Origin of the sequence: Sphingomonas sp. AAP5 (assembly GCF_004354345.1) — a bacterium.
GTDB lineage: Bacteria > Pseudomonadota > Alphaproteobacteria > Sphingomonadales > Sphingomonadaceae > Sphingomonas > Sphingomonas glacialis.
The window spans coordinates 3,384,737-3,402,135 of sequence record NZ_CP037913.1; the positions used below are offsets into that span (position 1 = coordinate 3,384,737).

At 69.0% G+C, this 17,399-nt stretch carries 15 protein-coding genes; 7 read left to right on the forward strand and 8 right to left on the reverse strand.

Annotated features, from left to right (window positions below):
• The first annotated feature begins 123 nt into the window (after positions 1-123).
• The 3 genes from E2E30_RS15670 to E2E30_RS15680 all read left to right on the forward strand — a co-directional run bounded on the left by E2E30_RS15670 (position 124) and on the right by E2E30_RS15680 (position 5,607).
• On the forward strand, positions 124-1,221 hold the full coding sequence (locus E2E30_RS15670) for a serine hydrolase (protein ID WP_240698958.1): 1,098 nt from the start codon (positions 124-126) through the stop codon (positions 1,219-1,221).
• A 70-nt stretch (positions 1,222-1,291) separates the two neighbouring features.
• Positions 1,292-4,048 (forward strand): DNA polymerase I, encoded by a 2,757-nt coding sequence (gene polA, locus E2E30_RS15675; protein WP_133191323.1) that lies wholly within the window; start codon positions 1,292-1,294, stop codon positions 4,046-4,048.
• Positions 4,045-5,607 carry a lipopolysaccharide biosynthesis protein gene (locus E2E30_RS15680; protein ID WP_133191324.1) on the forward strand — a complete coding sequence of 521 codons (1,563 nt, stop codon included), beginning with the start codon at positions 4,045-4,047 and terminating at the stop codon, positions 5,605-5,607. The genes polA and E2E30_RS15680 overlap by 4 nt, the downstream gene beginning before the upstream one ends.
• Here E2E30_RS15680 and purH read toward each other — a convergent pair.
• The 4 genes from purH to E2E30_RS15700 all read right to left on the reverse strand — a co-directional run bounded on the left by purH (position 5,579) and on the right by E2E30_RS15700 (position 10,958).
• Positions 5,579-7,144, reverse strand: coding sequence for a bifunctional phosphoribosylaminoimidazolecarboxamide formyltransferase/IMP cyclohydrolase (purH, locus tag E2E30_RS15685; RefSeq protein WP_133191325.1), 1,566 nt, complete (start codon positions 7,142-7,144; stop codon positions 5,579-5,581). The two genes, E2E30_RS15680 and purH, sit on opposite strands and share 29 nt — an antisense overlap.
• A gap of 69 nt (positions 7,145-7,213) precedes the next feature.
• Entirely contained in the window at positions 7,214-8,926 is a 1,713-nt protein-coding gene (locus tag E2E30_RS15690) for a heparinase II/III family protein (RefSeq protein ID WP_133191326.1), read from the reverse strand.
• Between the two features lie 49 nt (positions 8,927-8,975).
• On the reverse strand, positions 8,976-9,638 hold the full coding sequence (rpe, locus tag E2E30_RS15695; protein WP_133191327.1) for a ribulose-phosphate 3-epimerase: 663 nt from the start codon (positions 9,636-9,638) through the stop codon (positions 8,976-8,978).
• 45 nt (positions 9,639-9,683) lie between these two features.
• The gene (locus E2E30_RS15700) at positions 9,684-10,958 is read right to left on the reverse strand and encodes an RsmB/NOP family class I SAM-dependent RNA methyltransferase (protein ID WP_133191328.1); all 1,275 of its coding nucleotides are present in this window, start codon (positions 10,956-10,958) and stop codon (positions 9,684-9,686) included.
• Between the two features lie 95 nt (positions 10,959-11,053).
• On the opposite strand from E2E30_RS15700, the gene E2E30_RS15705 reads away from it, so the two are divergent.
• Positions 11,054-11,233, forward strand: coding sequence for a DUF1674 domain-containing protein (locus E2E30_RS15705; protein WP_133191329.1), 180 nt, complete (start codon positions 11,054-11,056; stop codon positions 11,231-11,233).
• A gap of 96 nt (positions 11,234-11,329) precedes the next feature.
• Here the strand turns inward: E2E30_RS15705 and E2E30_RS15710 are convergent, their stop codons facing one another.
• Genes E2E30_RS15710 through tsaD form a run of 3 tightly spaced genes read right to left on the reverse strand, consistent with a single transcriptional unit; the run spans position 11,330 to position 13,871 of the window.
• A complete protein-coding gene (locus E2E30_RS15710) occupies positions 11,330-11,872 on the reverse strand; it encodes a DUF1697 domain-containing protein (RefSeq protein WP_165954546.1) in 543 nt (180 codons plus the stop codon).
• The gene (locus E2E30_RS15715; protein WP_133191331.1) at positions 11,872-12,843 is read right to left on the reverse strand and encodes an NAD(P)H-dependent glycerol-3-phosphate dehydrogenase; all 972 of its coding nucleotides are present in this window, start codon (positions 12,841-12,843) and stop codon (positions 11,872-11,874) included. The genes E2E30_RS15710 and E2E30_RS15715 overlap by 1 nt, the downstream gene beginning before the upstream one ends.
• Positions 12,840-13,871, reverse strand: a complete 1,032-nt coding sequence (tsaD, locus tag E2E30_RS15720) for a tRNA (adenosine(37)-N6)-threonylcarbamoyltransferase complex transferase subunit TsaD (RefSeq protein WP_133191332.1) — start codon at positions 13,869-13,871, stop codon at positions 12,840-12,842. Before tsaD ends, E2E30_RS15715 begins: the two co-directional genes overlap by 4 nt.
• A gap of 81 nt (positions 13,872-13,952) precedes the next feature.
• On the opposite strand from tsaD, the gene hemC reads away from it, so the two are divergent.
• The 3 genes from hemC to E2E30_RS15735 are packed head-to-tail and all read left to right on the forward strand — an operon-like array spanning position 13,953 to position 16,604.
• On the forward strand, positions 13,953-14,873 hold the full coding sequence (gene hemC, locus E2E30_RS15725) for a hydroxymethylbilane synthase (RefSeq protein ID WP_133191333.1): 921 nt from the start codon (positions 13,953-13,955) through the stop codon (positions 14,871-14,873).
• Positions 14,870-15,556, forward strand: coding sequence for a uroporphyrinogen-III synthase (locus E2E30_RS15730; RefSeq protein ID WP_133191334.1), 687 nt, complete (start codon positions 14,870-14,872; stop codon positions 15,554-15,556). Before hemC ends, E2E30_RS15730 begins: the two co-directional genes overlap by 4 nt.
• A 31-nt stretch (positions 15,557-15,587) precedes the next feature.
• A complete protein-coding gene (locus tag E2E30_RS15735; protein WP_240698959.1) occupies positions 15,588-16,604 on the forward strand; it encodes a hypothetical protein in 1,017 nt (338 codons plus the stop codon).
• Here E2E30_RS15735 and E2E30_RS15740 read toward each other — a convergent pair.
• Positions 16,601-17,398: a DUF72 domain-containing protein gene (locus E2E30_RS15740; protein WP_133191335.1), complete on the reverse strand. Its 798-nt coding sequence runs from the start codon at positions 17,396-17,398 to the stop codon at positions 16,601-16,603. The two genes, E2E30_RS15735 and E2E30_RS15740, sit on opposite strands and share 4 nt — an antisense overlap.
• Position 17,399 lies beyond the last annotated feature (1 nt).

A 17,399-nucleotide genomic window follows, 5' to 3' on the forward strand; every position in this document is an offset into this window, starting at 1 on the left:
GATATCGTCTTGTCCCGCATGCCCGACGCTTCGTCGCAAGCGTGGGGGGCGGGGGATATCCCCACCACAATCTGGCCTTACCGCCATGATCGAACGTGGGTTTGAGTAGCGGGACGAAAGACGGTGTTGCGTATCCTACCCTATCGATTTCCCAAGCCCGCCGCCGCGTTGCTCCTGACCGCCGCTGTGTGCGCGTGCGGACAGGACGCCAATGTCCATCTCGCGCGCGTCGTGCCGACAGCGCCCGGGACGGTGGCGATGACGGCCCCGCAGCCCGCCCCGCGGGCGGTTTCCGCGCCATCGGCGTTGGTCGCCAACGTCGCGATGCTCGCGCGGCAGTTCGACGGTCGAGTCGGGATCGCGGTGCGGAGCATCGAACGCGGCTGGTCGGTCGATACCGGCGGCGACCAGTTGCTGCCGCAGCAAAGCGTCAGCAAATTGTGGGTGGCGATGACGGTGCTCGACTATCGCGACCGCGGGCGGCTCCGGCTGACCGATCCGGTGACGCTGTACCGCGACGATATCACGCTGTTCCACCAGCCGATCGCCGCGTTGATCAAGGGCGATCAGGGCTATCCGACGACCGTCGGCGAATTGCTCCAGCGTGCGCTGACGATGAGCGACAACACCGCCAACGACCGGCTGCTGCGCTATGTCGGCGGGCCGAATGCGGTGCGCGACTTCATTCAGCGCAAGGGCCTGGGCGACATCCGCTTCGGCCCGGGCGAGCGCTTGCTGCAAAGCCAGACGGCGGGCCTGGTGTGGCAGCCGTCCTACGCGTTCGGCAACGGCTTCGCGCTCGCGCGCAACCGGCTGTCGCGCGCCGACCGGGTCGCCGCGTTCGAGCGCTATGTCGCCGATCCGCCCGATGGTGCCGCGCCGATGGCGATCGCCGGTGCGCTTGCAAGGTTGAAGCGCGGTGATCTGCTCTCGCCCGAATCAACGCGGTATCTGATCGGCACGATGGAATCGTCGCACACCGGCAAGCAGCGGATGCGCGGCGCGGTGCCGCCGGGGTGGAGCTTCGGCCACAAGACCGGCACGGGGCAGGATCTCGCCGGACGGACCGCAGGCTATAACGATGTCGGCTTGCTGATGGCGCCTGACGGCAGCAGCTATGCGATCGCGATCATGATCGGCGACACGCCGCGCCCGATCCCGGCGCGTCAGGCGTTGATGCAGGCGGTGGTGGCGAGCGTCGTCGCGAACCATCGCGGCTAACCGCGCATAAGCGCCGAATGGCGTGACGCGGGGGCTTTGTGCTTCCCCAAGCTTGGGCTATCCCCGCGAAATGCCGCATCTCTATCTTGTCGATGGCTCGGGATACATTTTCCGCGCCTATCACCGCCTTCCCCCGCTCACCAACAAGCATGGCGAGCCGGTCGGCGCGGTCTATGGCTATACGACGATGCTGTGGAAGCTCGCCGACGAAGTCCATGCCGCCGACGGCCCGACGCATATGGCGGTGATTCTCGACAAATCGTCGAAGACCTTCCGCAACGAGCTGTACGACCAGTACAAGGCGCAGCGCCCGCCGCCGCCCGAAGACCTCGTGCCCCAGTTTCCGATGATCCGCGACGCGACGCGCGCCTTCTCGCTGCCGTGCATCGAGACCGAGGGATTGGAGGCCGACGACATCATCGCCTGCTATTCGCGCGCCGCACTCGCGCAAGGGTGGGAAGTGACGATCGTCTCGTCCGACAAGGATCTGATGCAGCTGATCGAGCCCGGGCTCGACATGTACGACACGATGAACAACCGGCGCCTCGGCGCCGAGCATGTCGCGGAGAAATTCCACGGCATTACCCCGGCGCAGCTCGGCGACGTGCTCGCGCTGATGGGCGACAGCGTCGATAACGTGCCGGGCGTTCCCGGCGTCGGCCCCAAGACCGCTGCCAAGCTGATCCTCGAGCATGGCGATCTCGAAGCGGTGCTCGCCGCCGCGCCGGGGATGAAGGCAGGCAAGCTGCGCGACAACCTCATCGAACATGCCGCGATGGCGCGACTGTCGAAGGAGCTCGTCACGCTGAAATGCGACGTCGCGCTCCCCGAGCCGCTCGAGGATCTCGAGCTCAAGGGCATTCCCGACGCCCCTTTGCGCGCGTTCTTGGAACATCACGGCTTCCGCTCGCTGCTCGCCAAGCTGTCGGCAGTCGCCGATGCGCCGGTGCCTGCGCCGAAATCGGTGCCGACCGAGCAGGATCCGCCGTGCGACCATGACGGCTATGAGACCGTGGTCGACGAAGCCGCACTCGACAGCTGGATCGCCGCGGCGCGCCACCAGGGCTGGATCGCGATCGATACCGAGACGACCGGGATCGACGCGACGCGGGCCGAACTGGTCGGGGTGAGCATGGCGCTCCAGCCCAACAAGGCATGCTACATTCCGCTCGCGCATGGCGGATCGGGGCTATTTGCTGAGACGCCAGTGCAGCTCGACCGCGATGTCGCGCTCGCCAAGCTGAAACCGCTGTTCGAGGACCCTGCGGTGCTCAAGATCGGGCATAACCTCAAATACGACATGATCGTGCTCGGACGCCTCGGCGTCGGGGTTGCGCCGCATGACGACACGATCCTGATGAGCTTCGACCTCGATGCCGGCCTGCATGGTCACAGCATGGACGAGCTCGCCGCGACGCATCTCTCGCACAGCTGCATTGCTTTCAAGGACGTCGTCGGCGTCGGCAAGTCGCAGCGCAGCTTCAACGAAGTCGATCTCGATGCGGCGACACGCTACGCCGCCGAGGATGCCGACGTCACGTTGCGGTTGTGGCGGCGCTTCAAGCCGCGGCTCGTCGCCGAGAGCGCGACGCGCGTCTACGAGATGGTCGATCGCCCGCTCGCGCCCGTTATCGCGCAGATGGAGATGCACGGCATCAAGGTCGATCGCGAAAAGCTCAGCAGCCTGTCGAACGATTTCGCGCAGCAGATCGGCGCGCTCGAAGTCGAGATCCACGCGCTCGCCGGCGGCGCCTTCACGATCGGCAGCCCCAAGCAATTGGGCGACGTGCTGTTCGAGCGGATGGGAATAAAGGGCGGGCGCAAGGGCAAGTCGGGAGTCTATTCGACCGACGTCACCGAGCTCGAGCGGATCGCCGCCGACAAGGATTCGCCCGGCAAGGACATCGCGACGAAGGTGCTCGAGTGGCGCCAGCTGTCGAAGCTCAAATCGACCTATACCGACGCGCTCCAGGCGCAGATCAACCCCGCGACCGGGCGCGTCCACACGTCCTATTCGCTGACCGGCGCGCAGACCGGGCGGTTGTCCTCGACCGACCCGAATCTTCAGAACATCCCGATCCGCACCGAGATCGGCCGCCAGATCCGCGACGCGTTCGTCGCCGAGCCGGGCAACGTCCTGCTCGCCGCCGACTATTCGCAGATCGAGCTGCGGCTCGCCGCGCACATGGCCGACGTGCCTGCGCTGAAGGCCGCCTTCGCCAATGGCGACGACATCCACAGCCTCACCGCGATGGAGTTGTTCGGCGAGGTCAATCGCGACACGCGCGGGCGGGCGAAGACGATCAACTTCGCGATCCTCTACGGCATCAGTCGCTGGGGGCTGGCGGGGCGGCTCGACGTGAGCGCGGACGAAGCGCAGGCGATGATCGATCGCTATTTCGAGCGCTTCCCGGGCATCCGCAACTATATCGCGGCGACCACCGAGTTCGTCCGCGAGACGGGCTACACAGCGACGCTGTTCGGGCGGAAGACGCACTTCCCGCGGATCACGTCGAAGCTCCAGCACGAACGCCAGGGTGCCGAGCGCGCCGCGATCAACGCGCCGATCCAGGGCACTTCGGCCGATATCATCAAGCGTGCGATGGTGCGGATGGGGCCCGCGCTCGAAGCCGCCGGGCTCGGGCATGTGCGGATGCTGCTGCAGGTCCACGACGAACTCGTGTTCGAATTGCCCGAGGGCGATGTCGCCGCGGCCAAGCCCGTGATCGAGCATGTCATGGCGAGCGCTGCCGAACCGGCAATCGTGCTCAGCGTGCCGCTCGGCATCGAGATCGGCACAGGCCTGAGCTGGGGCGCGGCGCATTGACGACGACGACTGGCTTCGAGCCGACGGCGAGCGGGCGAACTACCGAAGAGATCGATGCGCTCGCCAAGGGTGGGCGGACCAACATCATCGGCTTCGTGATGCGGCTCGTCGCGCGGCTGCCGTTCCTGTTTATCGCCGGGCGGCTCTATGGTCCCGACACGCTCGGCACCTTCGCGCGCGCGGTGCTGTTCGTCGAGGTCGCGGCGTTGCTCGCGACCTTCGGGTTGAAGCGCGGACTCGCGCTCGCGATTTCGGAGAGTGCGCGGCCGCATGTTCAAATCGTGTGGGATTGCCTCGTCGTCGCGGCGATTGCCTCGGGCTGCGCGAGCGGGATCCTGCTGCTGATGCCCGACGTGATGTTCCATGGCGGCAATCCCTCGGCGCTCGAGCGCTTCCTGCCGTGCATCATCGTTGCGAGCGCGTGGTCGGACATCATGCTCGCCGCGCTCGCCTATCGCCGCAACGTCCAGGCGACGGTCACCGCGCGCGCGGTGATCGAGCCGTGGACGATCTCGATCGCGGCCGGGCTGCTCTATCCGATCGCGCCGCATGACGGGCTGGTGCTCGCCTACATGCTGTCGATGGCCGCCGCGCTCGTCGCGTCGATCGTGCCGTTCCTGCGCAGCTATGGCCGGCCGACCGGCTGGCGGCTGCACCCCGGGCGCACCTTCGCGCTGATCCGCCGCAATGCGCCGCTCGCGGGCGCCGATGCGCTCGAATGGGGGACGCGCAATGTCGACCGCTCGATCCTGTTCCTGATGTTCGAGCCGCGGATCGTCGGCATCTACTGGATGGCGCAGCAAGTCGCCTCGATCCCGGGCAAATTGAAGACGAGCTTCGACCCGATCCTCGGCCCCGTAATCACCTCGAGCCTCGCCCGCGGCGACACCGCGGGCGTCGCGAGCCAGGTCCGCCAGGTCGGTTTCTGGATCTTGGCAGCACAGACCGGCTTGGCCTTGATGGGCTCGATCCCGGGCGAAGCGGTGATGGGGACCGTCGGCCCGCAATTCGTCGCTGGGACCGCGGCACTCGCCTTCCTGTTGCTCGCCGAGGCGGCGGCCTCGACCGGGGCGGTGTGCGAATCGGCGCTCGTCTATATCGCGCGCGTGCAGAACGTCGCGATCTCGATCGGGATGTTGCTGTTCCAGGTCGTGCTCAGCTTCGCGCTGATCTTCGCCATGCAATGGATCGGCTGGCCGGTCGCGTATCAGGCGGCGGGGCCGGCGGTGGCGCTGTTCGTCTCGGTCGGGATCACGTCGATCATCAAATCGACCTATCTGTCGCGGCTGCTCGGCGCGGGCGTCGCCGGATGGCGTCTGCCGATGCTGTGGGCGGTGCTCGCGGCGGGGACGGTCGGGTTCGGCTTCACGCTGTTGCCGCACCGTTTCGAATGGGCCGAACTCGCGATCGGCGTCCCTGCGATCGCCGGGGTCTATCTGTTCGTGCTGTATCGCTGGGCAGCGCGGCCCGAGGATCGCGCGCTGTTCCGGCGCAAGGCGGGCGAGACGCCCGCCTTGCCCGTCCCCGGGCTCAGTGCCGGAAGTGGCGTACCCCGGTAAACACCATCGCGAGGCCGGCCGCGTCGGCAGCGGCGATCACCTCGTCGTCGCGGATCGAGCCGCCGGGTTGGATCACCGCAGTGGCGCCTGCATCGACCGCGGCGAGCAAGCCGTCGGCGAAGGGGAAGAAGGCGTCCGAGGCGACTGCCGAGCCGATCGTGCGCGGGGTCGGCCAGCCCGCCTTGTCGGCGGCGTCCTTCGCCTTCCATGCGGCGATGCGTGCCGATTCGAGGCGGTTCATCTGCCCCGCGCCGATCCCGGCGGTGCTGCCGTCCTTGGCATAGACGATCGCGTTCGACTTGACGTGCTTGGCGATCGTCCAGGCGAAGCGGCAGTCGATCAGTTCCTGCTCGGTCGGCGCGCGCTTGGTGACGACCTTCAACTCGGGGTTGCTGGCATTGTCGCGCGTCTGGACGAGCCAGCCGCCCGTGATGGCCTTCGCCAGCAGGCCGGTGCGCGCCGGATCGGGAAGTTCGCCCGTCAGCAGCAGGCGCAAATTCTTCTTGGCGGCGAAGATCGCCTGCGCTTCCTCGTCGGCATCGGGCGCGACGACGACTTCGGTGAAGATCCCCGCGATCGCGCGCGCGGTCGCACCGTCGAGCGGGCGGTTGAGCGCGATGATCCCGCCGAACGCCGAGACGGTGTCGCAGGCGAAGGCGGCCTCATACGCTTCGGCGAGCGACGCGCCGGTCGCGACGCCGCAGGGATTGGCGTGCTTGACGATGACGCAGGTCGGCGCAGCATCGCGGAATTCGCTGACGAGATCGAGCGCGGCGTCGGCGTCGTTGAGGTTGTTGTAGCTGAGCGCCTTGCCCTGCACTTGCCGCGCCTGACCGATGCCGCGTGCGGCGGTGCCGCCCGACGTGTAGAACGCCGCCGACTGATGCGGGTTCTCGCCATAGCGCAGTTCGGGGCCGCGCTTGAGCGTGATCGGCAGTGTTTCCGGGAAAGCCTCGCCCTGATCGACCGTGCCGAACCACGTCGCGATCGCGCCGTCATAGGCTGCGGTGGTGGCATAGGCCTTGGCGGCGAGCTTGCGGCGATCGGCGAGCGTCGTGCTGCCGCCCGACACCAGCGCGTAGTCGGCCGGATCGGTGACGATCGCGACGAAGGCGTGGTTCTTGGCGGCCGAGCGCACCATCGACGGGCCGCCGATGTCGATATTCTCGATCACCTCGTCGCGCTCGGCACCCTTGGCGACGGTCGCTTCGAACGGGTAGAGATTGACGACGACGAGATCGATCGCGCCGATCCCGTGTTCCTCCATCGACGCGACATGCGCCGCATCGTCGCGCACCGCGAGCAAGCCGCCATGGACGTTGGGGTGGAGCGTTTTCACGCGACCGTCCATCATCTCCGGAAAACCCGTGAGCTCGCTGATGTCGCGGACGGCGAGCCCGGCATCGCGCAGCGCCTTGGCGGTGCCGCCGGTCGACACCAGTTCGACGCCGTGGTCGGCAAGACCGCGTGCGAGATCGACGATGCCGGTCTTGTCGGAAACCGAGAGAAGCGCGCGGCGGATGGGGATATCGGTCATGGGGCAGGCTCCGGGGAACGTTCGCGCGTCCCCTGCCCGCTCACCCCCCAAGATTCAACCTAGCATGGCTTAACCGGCGCGCTTGAACGCCCAGCTGACGTTCGCCCCGCCCGCGGGCGATTCGCCGGTGACGACGAGCTGCATCGTCGCGCGCGGACGCCCCTCGGCGTCGATCCACACGCTTTCCTCGACTGCCAGCGTCCCGCCGCGGCAGCGGAACTGCCACAGACCGCCGCCGGGCAGCCGCAGCAAAGCGGCAAGGCCATCGGCGGTCGGCGAGACCTGGATGCCGAGCCCGAGATGGAAGCGGATCGCAAAGCCCGTCGCGGTCAGCTTGCGGCGCTTGCTCGCGGGGAGCAGCATGTCCTCGCCGCGCAGCTCGGCGCCGTCGCGGGTCAGCGTCATCTGGCGGCGGTGGAGGAAGCCGAAGCGGCGCGCATAGCCGTCATGGCTTGCTTCGATCCGGCTGCCGGCATCGCTCTCCTGGCGCGCGAGCTCGACTTCGCCGACGCCGCGACCGAGCGTGCCGTCGGCATGAATCGCGGTCGAATTGCTGTCGCCGACGATCAGCGTCGAATGCGCCGCGGTGGTGCGCAAGCCCTCGGCGAGCGCGGGCGGAAGCTGGAAGACCCCGGTCCGCGCGCCGCCGCAATTGACGACGATGCGGTTGGCCCCGTCGGACAGTTCGAACGCCAGCGTCGAGGCGCAACCGCCCTCGACCAGCCGCGCGATCGGCGGCGGGGCGGCGTCGACGATCGCCACGACATTGCCCGCGGCGAGCCGCTGATAGCCCCAGTCGCGCGCCTGGCGCAGCGGGCGCGTGCGCACACCCGATGCGGCGATGATCTGGTCGAGCGTATCGGCGCCGATCGGCCCGCCGCCCTGCCAACTGCTGACATCGCGGTCGCCGTGGCAGATGCCGAGCAATGCCGGCATCAGCGACGCCAATGCGCTCGCGATGCAGGCGGGAGTCTCGATCTGGCGCGCGGCATACACTTCGCGCAAGGCGGTGAGCAGCATCACCATGTCGACTTGCGCCGATGGCGAGCGTGCGACATTGCCGCCATCCTCGAAGATCGACACCGCGAGCCCCTTGGCCAGCGCCGCCTCGACCGCGGCGCGGCGCGGATCGCCGCCGGCGATCAGCAAGCCCGCCGCGACGACGCCGCACAGTGCCGCGATGCGCGGCGCGCCAGGCGCGACCTTTTCGGCGCCGCGATCGATATGCCGTGCGCCGCGCGCGAGCGTGTTGAGCACGCTGCTGCGATAGACGAGATCGGCCGACGACAGGATCAGCGGGGCGTGCGCCGTCCAGAACAGGATCCGGCGACCCCACAGATCGGCGCGCCACGCGGGTTCGCTGATCTTCTCGGCATGGACCGCGAGCCATTTGCGCATCAGCGCTTCGGCGATCGGCGTCGCCTGCGCGCGCGTCGCGACGGTCGAGAGATCGCGCAGCCAGGCGAAGCTGTGGAGATAGTCGCTGAAGGCGCGCGAGAAATCGGGCTTGGCGAGATCGAGCGTCGCGATCTCGCGGCTTTCGCCGCGGAAGGTCAGCGTGCCCTCGAGCAATGCCTTCCCGCGCTTGACGTCACCCAAGAAGGGGTCGTCGGGGACTGCGGTGAGCTTGAGCGGATGGCGGCCTTTCAGCCGCATCCCGTGGATCGGCGTGCTCCAGGTCAGCCGGTGGAAGCGCTCCGAGAGGCGTTCGGCGAGCGACAATCCCTTGTCTCCTCCCAGCCGGACGAGCCGCTTGCCCTCGTCGATGCTGTCGCGCAGCATGTCCTCATCCGTCGCTGCGGGCGAGTCGAGCGGGGGCAGGTCGCGGCTCCTAACCACGCAAGGCCGCGATGTTGGCGGCGTACGCGTCGGGTCCGCCGCGGAAGGTCGCCGTGCCCGCGACCAGCGCATCGGCCCCGGCGGCGATCGCGCGTGGCGCGGTGGCGTGGTCGATCCCGCCATCGACTTCGAGATCGACGCTGTACCCACCCTTGTCGATCATCTTGCGGATCGCCTCGATCTTGCGCAGCGAGCTTTCGATGAACGCCTGCCCGCCGAAACCGGGATTGACGCTCATCACCAGCACCAGATCGACTTCCTCGAGCAGATAGTCGAGCGCCTTGGCGGGCGTCTGCGGCGTGAGCACGACGCCTGCGCGCTTGCCGAGCTGGCGGATGTGCTGGAGGCTGCGATGCGTGTGCGGTCCGGCCTCGACATGGATGCTGATCGTGTCGGCGCCGGCCTCGGCGAACGCCTCGAGATAGGCGTCGACCGGCGCGATCATCAGATGGACGTCGAGCGGCTTGGTCGTGTGCGGGCGGATCGCCTTCACCACGCCCGGCCCGATCGAGATGTTGGGGACGAAATGCCCGTCCATCACGTCGACATGGATCCAGTCGGCGCCGGCGAGATCGATCGCGCGGACCTCCTCGCCAAGCTTGGCAAAATCGGCGGAAAGGATCGACGGGGCGATGCGGACGGGAAGCTGGCTCATGGTCGTTTAGCCTCTAGCATGGTCGCAGGCGTGGGCAAGCAACGCTTAACCCTGTCGGCGCAGGCGCGCGATGAAGAAGCCGTCATTGCCACCAGGATCGATCATCCCGGGCAAGATCCGCACCCAGCCGCCGGGATTGGGGGCGATTCCCGCTGGCAGTTCGTCCTGCGTCACGGGGACGAGGGTGTAGTCGGGGCGGGCGGCGAGGAATTTGGTGAGCTGCGCCTCGCCCTCGGCGGGTTCGAGCGAGCAGGTCGCGAAGACGAGCGTTCCGCCGGGCCTGACCCAATCGGCGGCGCGCGCGAGCAGTTTCGCCTGCAGCGCGGCCAGCTCGGCGATCTGCGACGGGCGCACGCGGTGGAGCACGTCGGGGTGACGGCGGAAGATGCCCGTCGCGCTGCACGGCGCATCGAGCAGCACCGCATCGACAGGTGCCGGGGGCGACCACAGCAGCAGGTCGGCGGTGATCACCGTCGCCGCTAGGTGCGTCCGCTCGAGATTCTCGTGAAGTCGCGCAAGACGACTTTCCGACGAATCGATCGCGGTGACGCTCCAGCCGGCGCTCGCAAGCTGCATCGTCTTGCCGCCCGGCGCGGCGCACAGGTCGAGCACGCTGCCCGGCCCCTTGCCTAGCAGGCGGGCGGGGAGCGAGGCGGCGATGTCCTGCACCCACCAGCTGCCCTCCTCGAAGCCCGGCAGCTCGGGAACATGCGCCGAAGGCAAGCGGACATGCCCCGGCAGCAGCGAGACGCCGCCGAGCGTTTCGGCCATCGCGTCGGTCGTCGCCGGGTCGGCGAGCGTCAGGTCGAGCGGCGGCGGGGCGGCCATCGCGCGCTCGGCGGCTTCGATGCCGTCGTCACCCCAGGCAGCGTGCCAGCGGATCGCGACCGGATCGGGCAAGGTCGGCTGTTCGGGCAATTGATCGCCGCCGCGCATCAGCGTGCCGAACACGCCGTGGACGAGTTTGCGTGGACCGCCGTCGACGAGCGGCAGCACGGTCGAGATCGCGGCATGCGGCGGCGTGCCGAGCGACAGCGCCTGCACCAAAGCGATGCGCAGCGCAAAACGCGCCTTGGCGTCATCGGGCAGCCGAGTCTTGGTCGCCGAGTCGATCAGCGCATCGAGATCGGGCAGGCGGCGCAGCACTTCGGCGGCGATCGCATGGGCGAGCGCGCGGTCGTCGCTGCGCTCGATCCCGGCGGTGGCGCGGCCGATCGCGGCTTCGAGCGGGAGGCCTTGGCGCAGCACGGCGTCGAGCAAACGCAGCGCGGCACGCCGTGCGGGGACACCGGGCGGATCGACCGGTTCGGGTTTCGGCATGTAGCGACGTGGCGGCGGAAGGGTCAAAAGCTTGAACTCTGTCTAAAGGCCGCCGATGTAGCGGGGGCGCACCTGTCGTGCATCAAGGACACTCCATGGCCGTTCGCCCGCCGCATGTGAAGCCACCCGCCTATCTCAGCAAGAGTCCGCCGGTGCCCGAACCCGATTCCGTCCCGCTCGCGCCCAAGGGGCAAAGTGTGAAAGGCGACCCCGATGGGCTCGACCCGACGCGCTACGGCGATTGGGAAATGAAGGGCATCGCGATCGATTTCTGAGCCCTCCGTCATCCCCGCGAAAGCGGGGATCCCGCTGCCTGTTCCCCCGCTGAGGAGAAGAAGCGGGACCCTCGCTTTTGCGAGGGTGACGGGGCGCTAGCCGTGCGGGTGCTCCAGCAACGCCGTCAGTTTGACCACGGTATTCCAATTTCGCGCAGTCGCGAGCCGGGGGAATCGGAGCTTCGCCATCGCCTGCGGAAGCTTCGATGCGCCGATCCCGTCGACATAATCGACATAGAGCTCGCGGCCATGCGCGATGAGCGTCTCGCGACCTTGATAGATTTCAGGCAGCGCATCGAGCAGATCGGCCGGCACCGAGTCGTGGTGAAACAGCACCACGACGTGGTTCGGCCTCGCGAGCGCCGCCTCGGGAAAGGGAATGGCGGCGAGGATCGCCTGCAGGTCGGCGGCGCTGCGCACGACCACACCGGTCTTGAGGCCGTAAGCGTCCAACGCCGCCTCGATCGCCACCTCGACCTTGGTGCCATCGGTCTCGTCGCAGCCGAACACGACATTGCCCGAAGCGAGCAGTGTCGCGACCTCGCGATAGCCCAGCGCTTCGACCAGCGCCTTCAAATCCGCCATCGGCAGCTTGCGCCCGTTGAGGTTGACCCCCTTGAGCAATGCCGCCCAGCGCATCACTCGCGCGTCAACGGGCGGGCGAGCAGCGCCCCGATCACCGCCTGCACCTCGGCGCCGTCGAGCAAGGCACACACCGCCTCGACCACCGGCATATCGACGCCAGCCTCGGCTGCCGCCTCGCGCAGCACCGGCGCGGTGAAGGCGCCCTCGGCGACGGTCAGCCGATCGGACAGCAGGTCGGCGGCGCGCTTGCCCTGCCCCAGCCCAAGCCCGAGCGAGAAATTGCGCGATGCGGTCGACGAGCAGGTCAGCACGAGATCGCCGAGCCCCGATAGCCCGCTCAGCGTCTCGATCTGCGCGCCGCGTGCGACGCCGAAGCGCGTCATCTCGGCGAAACCGCGCGCGATCAGCGCGGCGCGCGCATTCTGCCCGAGCCCCGCGCCCTCGACCACGCCGCACGCGATCGCGAGCACGTTCTTGACCGCGCCGCCGATCTCCGCACCGATGACGTCATCCGACGCATAGGGGCGGAAATTTGGTCCGGCGAGGCGATCGGCGAGCGCCGCGCCGATCGCCGGATCGGCGCATGCAAGCGTCACCGCTGTCGGAAGACCGGCGGCAACCTCATGCGCGAAGGTCGGGCCCGACAGCACCGCGATCGGGGCGGCGGGGTGCAGCGCCCGCGCGACTTCGCCGACGAGCAGCCGCGTGCCGGCCTCGATCCCCTTGGCGCAGAGCACCAATGGCGTTTTGCCGACGTGGGTTTCGGTCAGCACCGCGCGGACATGTTGTGCCGGCACGACGACCAGCAGCGCGTCACAGTCGGCAAGATCGGCCAGCGCCGAGGTTGCGCGGATCGACGGCGACAGCGCGACCCCGGCGAGGAAGCGCGTATTTTCATGCGCATCGTTGATCGCGCCGACGACTTCGCTCTCACGCGCCCATAGCGTGACCGGAGCGCCGCCGCGCGCTGCCACTTGCGCCAGCGCAGTGCCCCAGGCGCCGCCGCCGATGACCCCGATCTTCATGCCTTCACCCCCGCCCCGCGCACAGCCTCGGCGCCCGGATCGAGCGGCCAGCGCGGACGTGGCGCGATATCGAGCGGATCGGTGAGACCGGCGGCGAAGCGCTCCGCCCCCGCCCAGCCGATCATCGCGGCATTGTCGGTGCACAGCCACAAAGGCGGCGCGACGAAGCGCAGGCCGTGGTCGCTCGCCAGCCCGCTAAGCGCAGTGCGCACTGCGGTGTTGGCAGCGACCCCGCCCGCGACCACCAAGGCGGTCGCCCCACCGGCGTGGTCGAGCGCGCGGATCGTCCGGTCCAGCAGGCAATCGACCACCGCCGCCTGGAACGAAGCGGCGATGTCGTCGACCTCCCAGGTCTTGGCGTCATGCGCGCGCACCACCGCGCTTTTCAGCCCGGCAAAAGAGAAATGCGGCTCGGCCGAGCCCTTCATCGGCCTTGGCAACGGCACGATCGCCCTCCCACGCCCGGCGGCGGCTTCGACTGCGGGCCCGCCGGGGAAGCCGAGCCCGAGCACCTTGGCGGTCTTGTCGAATGCCTCGCCCGCGGCGTCATCGATCGTCGTGGCGAGCCGACGATAGCGCGCGACGCCCTCGACGAGCAGCAACTGGCAATGCCCGCCCGAGACGAGCAGCAGCAGATAGGGAAAATCGAGATCGGGATCCGACAGCCGCGGCGAGAGCGCATGGCCCTCGAGATGGTTGACCGCGATCAGCGGCTTGCCCGCGGCGTGCGCGAGCGCCTTGCCCGTGACGAGCCCGACCATCACGCCGCCGATCAGCCCCGGCCCGGCGGTCGCCGCGATCGCATCGACGTCGGCAAGCGTGACGCCAGCATCGGCGAGCGCGGCCTCCACCAACGGCGCGAGCACTTCGACATGCGCGCGCGCGGCAATTTCGGGGACGACGCCGCCAAACGGGCGATGCGCCGCCTCCTGCCCGGCAAGCCGGTGCGCGAGGACGCGGCGGTCGGAGGTGACGAGCGAAGCCGCGGTTTCGTCGCAGCTCGATTCAAGGCCGAGGATCAATGCCATGTCCTCGCCTGTAGCGGCTTGGAGGCGGCTTGTCGAAGCCGGGAGGCTTCGCCACAGTGGCACAAAAAGGGAGGGACTTTCTTGACGCATCCCCAGCTCAAACTCGGCACGCGCGGATCGCCGCTCGCGCTCGTCCAGGCCAATATGGTGCGCGACGCGCTGTGCACCGCGCATGGCTGGCAGATCGACGCGATCGAGATCGTCCCGATCAAGACCACCGGCGACCGCGTCCAGGACGTCGCGCTCGCCGAGATCGGCGGCAAGGCCTTGTGGACCAAGGAGCTCGACCGCGCGCTGCTGTCGGGCGCGATCGACTTCGCGGTGCATTCGATGAAGGATGTCGAGACAGTGCGGCCAAGCGCGATCGCGATCGCCGCGATGCTGCCCCGCGCCGACGTGCGCGACCGGTTGATCGGTGCGCCGAGCATCGAAGCGCTGCGCCAGGGTGCAGTGATCGGCACGAGCTCGCCGCGCCGGGTCGCGCAATTGAAGCGGCTGCGCCCCGATTTCGAGACTGTCCTCTTCCGCGGCAATGTCGACACGCGGCTCGCCAAGGTCGCGGCGGGCGAGGTCGATGCCTCGATGCTTGCGGCAGCTGGGCTAGACCGGCTTGGGCGTCCGAGCGTCGGGGTCGGGATCGAGACTGACGTCATGCTCCCTGCACCCGCGCAAGGCGCAGTCGGGATCGAGGCACGCGCCGACGACAGCCGGATGCGCGACTGGCTCGGCGCGATCGACCATGAGGCGACGCATCTGTGCGTGCTGGTCGAACGCGGCTTGCTCGCGGCGTTGCAGGCCGACTGCCATTCGCCGGTTGCGGCGCTGGCGACGCTCGATGGCGACAGCATTCTGCTGCGCGCCGAATTGTTCGCCGAGGATGGCAGCGCGCATGTGAGCGGCGAGATGCGCGGCGCGATCGGCGACGGGACGTTTGCCGATCGGCTTGCCACCGATCTGCTCGAGCGCGCGCCGGAGGCTGTACGGCGATTGTTCGCGGCGTGACGCGCGTGCTCGCGGTGTTGCGCCCCGAGCCGGGCAATGCCGCGACCTGTGCGCGCGCTGCCGCGGCGGGGTTCGCGACGCTGTCGTTGCCGCTGTTTGCGGTCGAGGCGCTCGACTGGCACGTGCCCGATCCGGCGCAGCACGACGCGCTGATCCTGACCAGCGCCAACGCCTTGCGCTATGGCGGCGCCGGGATTGCCGCGCTGACGGGCCTGCCGGTGCTCGCGGTCGGCCCGCATACCGCGGCTGCGGGGCGCGACGCGGGGTTTGACGTCATGGCCATCGGCAGCGGCGACGGCGCGCAGATCGCGTCGGTCGCGCACGCGCATGGCATCCGCCGGGCCTTGCATCTGACCGGACGCGACCGGACGCTCGCTGCGGGCGGCGCGATCGCAAGCGTCTTGCCGGTCTATCAAAGCGTCGCAGTGCCCGTCGCGCCCGACGCACTTGGCGCGCTCGACGGGACGATCGCCTTGCTCCACTCGGCGCGCGCCGCGCGTCGGCTCGAGACGCTGGTGACAGCAGCCGGGCTCGAGCGCTCGCACATCGCCATCGCCGCTTTCAGCGCAGCGATCGCCGCGACGCTCGGCGTGGGCTGGGGCGGCGTGGTGGCCGCCGCGACGCCCGACGATGCGGCACTGTTTGCCGCCGCGCTCGCTTTGCCGAGGGCGACGGGCGATTGACCGCCCGCGCCGACGCCCCGATAAGGCGATGATGGACGAACCCGCCCTCCCCGTCCCCGATCCCGCTTTGCCCGGATCGCCCAGCCGTGATTCGGCCTTCTCCGACCGACCCGCACCGCGCTTGCTGCCGCCGCTTTCCGCGCCGCCCCCACCCCCACCCCCGCCGCGCGCCGCGCGCGGACCCGGCTGGCGCGCGGGGATCGCGCTTGCGCTGATCGCCTTTCTGGTCGGCGCGGGGCTCGCCGCGCTGCTCGTGGTCAAATACGTCAAGACCGACGCCAAGCCGATCGCCACGGTTACGGTCCCGGTCGGTGCTAATGGCCAGGCGCCGCTCGTCATCGTCCCCAACAAGGCAGCCGTTGCGGCGCCCGCGCTCGAACTCGCCGCGCTGACGACGCGCGAGGCCGCGCTCGCTGCCGAGATCGACGCACTCGAAGCGCGCGCCGGGACGATCGACCGCGAGTCGCAGCGTGCCTCGACCTATGCGACGCGCAGCCAGGCGCTGATGATCGCCTTTGCCGCGCGCCGCGCGATCGACCGCGGACTCAATCTCGGCTTCCTCGAGGGGCAGTTGCGCTCGCGCTTCGCCGCGCTGCAGCCTGCTGCGGTCGCGACGATCATCCAGGCGGCACGCGCGCCGGTGACGCTCGAGGATCTGCGCGCCGGGCTCGATGGCGTCACGCCCGAGCTGCTCACGGGTGCCGCGAGCAACGGCTGGTGGCAGAGCCTGCGCGATGAATTCGGCCATCTGATCGTGTTGCGTCGCGCGGGCACGCCCTCGCCGCTCCCGGTCGATCGCGTCGCGCGTGCGCGGCGGTTGCTCGAGGCGGGGCAGGTCGAGGCGGCGCTCGCCGAGGTGTCGCGGACGCCCGGTGTCGCGTCGGCCGGTCGCTGGACGAGCGCTGCACGGCGCTATGTCGATGTCCGCCGCGCGCTGGACACGATCGAGAGCGCGGCGATCCTCGCGCCGGGCGTCGATACCGTCGCCCCGCAGCCGCAAGCCGCGCCGGCCCAAGCGCCCGCTACCCCGGCTGAGGCAACGCCTTAAGCGCCGACGCGCTCGATCAAGGCCATCGCACCATGCGGTGCGCGGACTTTCGCGCCGTTGATGAAGAAGACGAAGGTCTCGCGCGGTGTCTTCGGCGCGGGGGCGGCGAGATAGGGCAAGTCGACGGCGGCACCACCCTCGGCCCAGCTTCGGGCCGCGCTGGCCCAGCGATCGAGCGCGGCGGGCGAATAGCCCGCTGGCTCGTCCTCGACCGCGGCCTCGAGCCGGGCATAGACCAAGTCGCCCGACACATCGGCGATCGCGGGATAGTCGGTCGAATCGGCATAGACGATCGCCACCCCGGCGGTACGCGCGAGCGCGACGAATTCGGGTGTCTGGAAGCTTTCGTGCCGGACTTGCACCGCGTGGCGCAGCGCGATGCCGTCCTGCTCGGCGGGCAACAATTTGAGGAACGCGCCGAAATCCTCCGGGTCGAATTTCTTGGTCGCCATGAACTGCCACAGGATCGGCCCGAGCCGGTCTCCGAGCTCGACGATCCCCTGCCCCGTAAAGCGCGCGATCGACTCACCCGCTTCGGCGAGCACCTTGCGATTGGTGCAATAGCGCGACGCCTTGAGCGCGAAGACAAAGCCGTCGGGCACCGCCTTCGCCCAGGATGCGAAGGTCGCTGGCTTTTGTGAGGAATAATAGGTGCCGTTGACTTCGATCGCGGTGAGCTTGCTCGCGGCATAATCGAGCTCGCGCTTGTGCGGCCATTTCTCGGGGAAGAAGCTGCCGCGCCACGGCTCGTAGGTCCAGCCGCCGATGCCGACGCGGATATCGCCCGGTTTCATC

Coding starts and splice junctions, on each gene's coding strand:
- polA (WP_133191323.1), top strand. CDS start 1,292: ATGCCGCATCTCTATCTTGTCGATGGCTCGGGATACATTTTCCGCGCC.
- purH (WP_133191325.1), bottom strand. CDS start 7,144: ATGACCGATATCCCCATCCGCCGCGCGCTTCTCTCGGTTTCCGACAAG.
- E2E30_RS15690 (WP_133191326.1), bottom strand. CDS start 8,926: ATGCTGCGCGACAGCATCGACGAGGGCAAGCGGCTCGTCCGGCTGGGA.
- rpe (WP_133191327.1), bottom strand. CDS start 9,638: ATGAGCCAGCTTCCCGTCCGCATCGCCCCGTCGATCCTTTCCGCCGAT.
- E2E30_RS15700 (WP_133191328.1), bottom strand. CDS start 10,958: ATGCCGAAACCCGAACCGGTCGATCCGCCCGGTGTCCCCGCACGGCGT.
- E2E30_RS15705 (WP_133191329.1), top strand. CDS start 11,054: ATGGCCGTTCGCCCGCCGCATGTGAAGCCACCCGCCTATCTCAGCAAG.
- E2E30_RS15710 (WP_165954546.1), bottom strand. CDS start 11,872: ATGCGCTGGGCGGCATTGCTCAAGGGGGTCAACCTCAACGGGCGCAAG.
- E2E30_RS15715 (WP_133191331.1), bottom strand. CDS start 12,843: ATGAAGATCGGGGTCATCGGCGGCGGCGCCTGGGGCACTGCGCTGGCG.
- tsaD (WP_133191332.1), bottom strand. CDS start 13,871: ATGGCATTGATCCTCGGCCTTGAATCGAGCTGCGACGAAACCGCGGCT.
- E2E30_RS15735 (WP_240698959.1), top strand. CDS start 15,588: ATGGACGAACCCGCCCTCCCCGTCCCCGATCCCGCTTTGCCCGGATCG.
- E2E30_RS15740 (WP_133191335.1), bottom strand. CDS start 17,398: ATGAAACCGGGCGATATCCGCGTCGGCATCGGCGGCTGGACCTACGAG.